The organism is Microcystis sp. CS-574, from assembly GCF_028329095.1.
In the GTDB taxonomy this organism is placed as follows: Bacteria; Cyanobacteriota; Cyanobacteriia; order Cyanobacteriales; family Microcystaceae; genus Microcystis; species Microcystis ichthyoblabe_A.
Genome location: NZ_JAQMSY010000219.1, coordinates 1 through 6,776 on the forward strand (window position 1 = coordinate 1; position 6,776 = coordinate 6,776).

Here is a 6,776-nt window from a genome sequence, read left to right on the forward strand (position 1 = left end):
CCCCACACCCCACACCCCACACCCCACACCTTATGCTAGAGGCTTTACAATTTGATTTTATGCGCCATGCGATTGCCGCAGGAATATTAGTTAGTATTGCCTGTGGGATTGTGGGTACTTTAGTAGTAGTTAATCGCGTGGTTTTTATCAGTGGGGGAATCGCTCACGCTGCCTATGGAGGGATAGGAATCGGTTATTTTTTTGGGATTAATCCCCTGGTGGGGGCGATATTTTTTACCTTTTTTTCGGCTTTAGGCATGGGGTTTTTACAGCGTCGCATCCGGGAGAGAGCTGATACTTTAATCGGGGTAATGTGGGCGATTGGTATGGCGATTGGGGTAATTTTTATTGATTTAACCCCCGGGTATAAAGCTGATTTAATGAGTTATCTTTTTGGTAGTATTTTAACTGTACCGAGGGATGATTTATGGATAATGGCGGGCATAGATATATTAATTATAGCCTTAGTTAGTATCTTTTATAAGGAGTTGTTAGCCATATCTTTTGATGAAACCTTTGCGATTATTCGTAATATTCCCGTGGAGATAATTTATTTAGGTTTAATGGGAATAACCGCTTTAACTATTGTGGCAGTAATGCAGGTAGTAGGATTAATTATGGTAATTGCTTTGTTAACTATTCCCGCCGCTATCAGTGGACAATTTGTTAAAAATATGAAGGGAATGATGGTTCTAGCGATTATTTTAGGAATTGTCTTTACTTTAGTTGGTTTATGGTTATCCTATAGTTTAAATCTCACCTCGGGGGCGACAATTATTTTAGTGGCAGGATTGGGTTATTTAATCAGTCTTGCTTGGAAACCTTTCATCCTCACTATCACCAGAAAAATAGCTAATCTTTAAAGCTCTCCCCTAGTTGTGGTGATATAGCATTTATCTTAATAGTGAGGTATAAGGTTTTTATTTTCGGGAGACAGGAGCCAGTCGTTAATACCAAGTTAGGTTATACTTCATCTTTATGAGAAACGCCGTAATTTAAAGAAAGAATACCAAATCCGTGTTAATCGCAATGATGATGAAATCCCGAAAGATATACTGTGACTAGATTTATCGATAAATTTGGTCGGCGGATTTGGTAAAATCAAGTAATTAATCGAGTTCATCAAACAAAAGTTCCTCTAGAATCGGTCCCATACCGTCATCATCGGGGGAAACTAATTCAACTTTCCCTTCCCCATCACCGACGCCTAAGAATAACAAAGGAGCAAGGGGACTGTAAATCGAGTATTTTTGGTCTTCGGAAAAGAAACTGGCGAGAAATTGCAATTCTTCCGGCTCTGATGACGAGGAAGGTTCATCGCTATCGATTTCTAAACTGAGAACATTATCTTCTTCTAGGGGAGGTAATTCACCACTAACGGTTAAGGTGTGAGCAGTGGATTTGAGCAATAGGTCTAATTCGGCTAAAACTGCCTTAGCATCGGCGAAAATCCGCTCAATTTCCTCACTATCTTCGATTAAGAAGGCATCAGATTCTTCTTCCTCCGATTCCTCATCCCAAGCTAGAATCATCACCGGGGTATCCACGGGGACAAGAAGCATATAGGTAAGGTCATCGGTTTCATAGGCATTCTCAATATAACAGTCTAGCGATCGACCTTGCTCATCCCAAAGGGTTATGACATCCGCTTCTTCGAGTTCGTTTTCTTGAAAATTAAATTGAGGGGACATAGGCTCTTAAACGCTAATGATTGAATCAGAATATCATGAGATGCTCCTCAATCAAGCCAAGAATTCCGGTGCAAATGTTGAAAACCCTGTACATCAGTTAAATTGTATTGTAGGGGCGTGATGGTGATAAAATTCTCGCCAATAGCGCGCACATCCGTAGGCACTTCCGGGGGTAAATGGCTGTAGTCCGGTTGTTCGATATCCTCCACCACTTCCCCAATTAACCAGTAATAACTTTTACCCCTGGGGTCCAGTCTTTTCTCGAAAGTTTCCTCGTAGCGTCGCAATCCCTGCCTAGTGATTTTCACTCCCTTGATTTCGGCACTACTAACCGGAGGGACGTTGACATTGAGTAAAGTGGGAACAGGAAAAGGGTTAAGGGTGACTTTTCTGACTAAAGTGAGGGCAAAATCCGCAGCCGGTTGGAAATCACAGGCTTTAAAACTGGCCAGACTAACAGCAATACTGGGAATACCTTCGATTAATCCCTCCATGGCCGCGGAAACCGTGCCAGAATAGAGGATATCAGTACCGAGATTAGACCCGTGGTTAATGCCGGCTAAAACTAAATCGGGAGGCTCTTTGAGGACGGCACTAAGGGCAAATTTTACCGAATCGGCGGGGGTTCCCGAGCAGGACCAGGCAATCACCTCGGGATGAAAAATTCCTTCCACCTGTTCGGCCCGGATGGGATGGTGTAAGGTTAGGCCATGACCGGTGGCAGAGCGCTCGCCGTCGGGACAAACTACGGTGACTTGATGACCGGCGGCAGCGAGGGTGTTGGCAAGGGTGCGGACTCCTAGCGCGGAAATACCGTCATCGTTACTGATAAGTAATTTTAAAGAGCGATCGCTAGTCATGGGAAATTTCTTCTCTACTGCGCCGGCTAGTGGTATAATGTAATGGTATTTTATCGTGGGTACGTAGCTCAGAGGATAGAGCACCAGGTTCCGGTCCTGGGTGTCGGGGGTTCGACTCCCTCCGTACTCGTTCAGTAATGTAGGGTTGATTCATGAATCAACCCTACCCGTTGGGGGTAGGAGTGCCTTTCTTGATATGTAGCCTCTACTCAAGGGATTGAGTATTACTTGCGATTTTATTGCTCAATCCAAGTTTTTGGGGGGTTCTACCCCCCAAACCCCCCGTTGGGGGCGTGGCGCCGCCCCCAAACCCCCCGCGCATTAGTTTTTCGGTGGGATGCTTACACGCGGCTGCTGATACATCTGTAATAATTTAAGAGTCACTCTTGCAAGTGGAGTGACTCTCCTGATATGTAGCCTCTACTCAAGGGATTTATTCTGATTGAAGAATTGGCGTTATTTTAGCTTCTATTTTCCAGTCAAGGGACAGGTTTTGGGGTTTATGGGGTTTTAGTTCAATTTCCCCACTTCCCAATTCATAATTCATAATTCCCCTACAGGTTTTGATAAGCTTTGAGGGTGGCAGTTTTGACGCTTTCGGGGACGAGGGGAAAGGTACTTAATATATGTTGAAATTCTGTTAAGGTTAATTCATACAAGTGGGCAACTATTGCATCTAATTTGGCTCTAATTGCCATTCTTTCTGCTTCTTCTGTGACTCCATTTTTATGGGAACCTATCCCCACTTCTTTCGCTAATTGCTCAAATTCTTCTGTAGTACAAATCAATTTCGCCGCATTTTCTACTATCTCCTGAAAATATTTATCTCCCTCTTTTAGTCGGGGGATAGGTAGCTGATAGATGTAGAAAAAATTTAGGTTTTGACTAACTTTTTGTCTAAGCATCCAATCAATTAAAAAGCTGTTTAAAATGGTAACAATGAAAAATTTGAATGCCTCATTTTCTTGAAAATTATTTTGTTCGTACTCACTAATAGATAACGAATTTCCGCAAAAAACTGATTTAGGTATCAGACTAGAAATTAAAGAGCGTTCGTTTGTACTTGATGAAACTGACCGAAATCCTAAACGATAGGTTTGATAGTCTAAGATTTGACCTTTATCGACTTCACCGCGTTTTAATAAAGCTTGTCTTGCTTCTTTTTCATCTAACCAGTATTTCGGTAAAGCATACCGATGGGTGAATTGATGAATCATTTTTCCTTCGTAGAGGGGTAGTCTTCCTTCTGCGGGTTCAGTTTTAAATAAATAACTATCATTAGTCATATCAAATTCGCGAGTTAACTTGAGATTCCATGTATCGGGAAGGGTTTCTCCTAGCAGGGGAAAACGAGACATTTTTTCTGCGATATGAATATCTATATCTTGTTTAAATTCCATCACCGAGAGGGAATCGGGGGATAGTTTGCGGATTAAATCGACGCTAATTACTAAACTATCTTTATGGGGAAACCGTTGTAATTCCTCAACATCGTGACGCATAAACTCCACAGGAAAGGAAAGAGTTTGTTTATTTTTCTCAAAAGTTAAGATAGCAATCTTAAAACTTCTATGGACATTTTCAAAAATTTCTTTACGATTTTCAAAACAAAATAATCCTGTCACGTTTGTCTGAGAAAATAACATTTCTCGCAGTTGTTTGGTTCCTAAATCGGTATAAATTCCACTGGGAACAACTATTCCACATTCTCCCTGGGGATGGAGTAGATTAAAACATTGTTCAACAAAAAGCTTATAGAGATTAATATCCGTCCCTTGCTTTTTACCATTGACAATAGAGATTTGATTTTTATATTGTTCCGAGGAACGAAAATAGAGACTAACGTGGGGGTATTGACTTTGATATTCTAACCATGCTTGAGCGATTTCGGGATTAGTTAACAGTTTTTTCTGTTCCTTTTCAAACGTCTTGATGTCCATTTTATTTTTAGTCACCAAGTCGCTATGCTGAGAAAAAAATTCTTTCGCTTGCGGTTTAAAGACTTCCCAAGGGGGATTGGTGATAATCACATCAAAACCACCTTTTTCTGTAATCAGTTTATCGAAGTGATAACCCCAGTGGAAGGGTTTCAGGGACTGCATATCAGAGAGAGTTAATAAACGTTTCTTTGCTTTTCCCGTTAATTGTGCGGATTCGTACTTAATTGACAACTTACCGCTAAACTCATCTAAGAGAATTTGGTTTAATTTCTGCACCGATTCGCGGTTGACATCCTCGATGTGATTGCGTAACATCTGGAGACGGTTTTCTTGGGGGGTTCCCTCTACTTCTCCCAATCGAAAAGCGTGTTCTTTGTATAATTCAATACTGCGGTTTTTTTCCGCGAGAATTGCCTGATAATTTTGCGCGGTGAGGGTTTGCAGAATGTTTTCCTCTCCCATGAGATTAAAACTTTTTTCGTCCACGCGAATTAACCCGATGAGGGAATTTCCCGACATGATATTAAAATCAATATTCGGTAAGGGTTCCAATTCTGTCACCGATTGTGCGGCAGCAACTAAAGCGAGAAATAAACGCAGTTTTGCGATTTCCGTCGCTTCCTCCATGATATCGACACCGTAGAGATTATCGGAAATAATTCTTTTTTTGATGTAATATCCGAGGGAGGGATGGGATTTTCTTACCTCTGTTAACCACTGTTTTAATTTACTGTCTCCCCGTAGTTCAATTGTCCCAATCACCGCGCTATAAATTCCGATTAATGTCTTCATCGCAGCCACTAAAAAAGCACCGGAACCACAGGCAGGGTCTAAAATAGAAAGCTGGGGAAGAATATCTTCAATCAGAAGCTGACAGAGGGGAGAATCGAGATTAATTAGTAGTTCAGAAATACTGGCAAATTGTTTGCGGGGATAATGTTGATTGCTTCTCTCGACAATCCATTTATTAATCGTCCTATCACAGAGATATTCAGTAATCTCCGGACGGGTATAGTAAGCACCGAAAGCTTTTTGGTTGATGTACTTTTCAAAGATATATCCCAAAACATCGGGGTTAATTTCGTCATCGCTTCCCCCCGGAGTGTCGTCAAGATTCCAGGAGTAACGGGAGAATAAATCGAGGATATTCTCAAATGCTTGGTCATCAATACAAATGTTTTGATAAAGATTTTCGAGGGGATGTTGGAGAAATAATCCTCCGTTAAGATATTTGACTTTTCCCACCAATGCAGTTACTGTCTCATCTCGTTGGGATTCCGGTTGAGCGAATGCTTGAAAAAAGAGGGTTTGCAGAAACTGACGATAAAATAAATTTTTCCCGCGTCGTTGACTTGCTTGTAATTGGTTTTGCAGATAGTTGAAGTCGTTATCGATAAATCCCTTGCGCTGCAGGAAATAGACGAACATTAAACGATTGAGAATAACCGAAGTGTACCATTTTCGATCGCTTTCTCGATCGATTCCTTGGATAAAGGGGAGGAACTGTAAATGCTCTCGCTGAAATTCCTGATAAAATTTCTTGGTAATCTTTTCGATATCGAAACCTTTTTGTAAGCGATGGGCCACCTCCACCACGGAGGGTTCCCCATCTTCAAAATCGGTGATATCGAGGACTAATTCCGCTAGTTTACCGAGAAATAAATCTCCCGGTTGTCCTTTTATATAAAGATGGTCACGGATATAACTTTTACTTCCCTCTCTTTTTACCCAGTACCATAAACTGCGTGTCCGTCCCCCATCGACGAAAATTAGCAGATTTTCGGCAATTCTTTCGATAACTTGCTGGTGAATGTCCCGACGAAGTTTCGCATCGGGTATATCGGTAGTTGTCACCTCTAATACTGCTACTCCGGACACTTCCGCAATCCGTTGACAGGGATATTCTTGGTTGTCAACGGTGATACTAACAGTTTTTTTTGCGCGAGGATGAGACCATCCCAATTCCTCGATAAACAGTTCCCCAAATTGGAAGTTAGATAATAAGTCGCGAGTCCGGGAGAAGTTGAGGGGCATAATGGATAAATATCGATAAATTATGAACCAATCCAATTCGCTTCGCTGAGATTGGAGATACATTTAATATAGCAAAAGGTTTGATCCCCCTAAATCCCCCTTGATAAGGGGGACTTGAATTGGTTAGATCCCCCTAAATCCCCCTTGATAAGGGGGACTTGAATTGGGTTAGATCCCCCTAAATCCCCCTTGATAAGGGGGACTTGAATTGGGTTAGATCCCCCTAAATCCCCCTTGAATTGGGTTTGATC

General features: G+C 41.6%; 4 protein-coding genes and 1 tRNA gene. 2 read left to right on the top strand and 3 right to left on the bottom strand.

Annotation, left to right across the window (positions count from 1 at the left end; genetic code table 11):
- Window positions 1-32 precede the first annotated feature (32 nt).
- Window positions 33-863 (top strand): metal ABC transporter permease, encoded by an 831-nt coding sequence (locus tag PN470_RS17815; protein WP_271936127.1) that lies wholly within the window; start codon window positions 33-35, stop codon window positions 861-863.
- A 246-nt stretch (window positions 864-1,109) separates the two neighbouring features.
- On the opposite strand, the gene PN470_RS17820 is transcribed toward PN470_RS17815, so the two are convergent.
- The gene (locus tag PN470_RS17820; RefSeq protein WP_016516150.1) at window positions 1,110-1,691 is read right to left on the bottom strand and encodes a DUF3727 domain-containing protein; all 582 of its coding nucleotides are present in this window, start codon (window positions 1,689-1,691) and stop codon (window positions 1,110-1,112) included.
- Between the two features lie 47 nt (window positions 1,692-1,738).
- Window positions 1,739-2,551 (bottom strand): 5'/3'-nucleotidase SurE, encoded by an 813-nt coding sequence (gene surE, locus PN470_RS17825; protein WP_002778245.1) that lies wholly within the window; start codon window positions 2,549-2,551, stop codon window positions 1,739-1,741.
- Between the two features lie 57 nt (window positions 2,552-2,608).
- Here surE and PN470_RS17830 point away from each other — a divergent pair.
- Window positions 2,609-2,681 (top strand) — tRNA-Arg (locus PN470_RS17830).
- 424 nt (window positions 2,682-3,105) lie between these two features.
- On the opposite strand, the gene PN470_RS17835 is transcribed toward PN470_RS17830, so the two are convergent.
- A complete protein-coding gene (locus PN470_RS17835) occupies window positions 3,106-6,525 on the bottom strand; it encodes an Eco57I restriction-modification methylase domain-containing protein (RefSeq protein WP_272104890.1) in 3,420 nt (1,139 codons plus the stop codon).
- Between the last annotated feature and the right edge of the window lie 251 nt (window positions 6,526-6,776).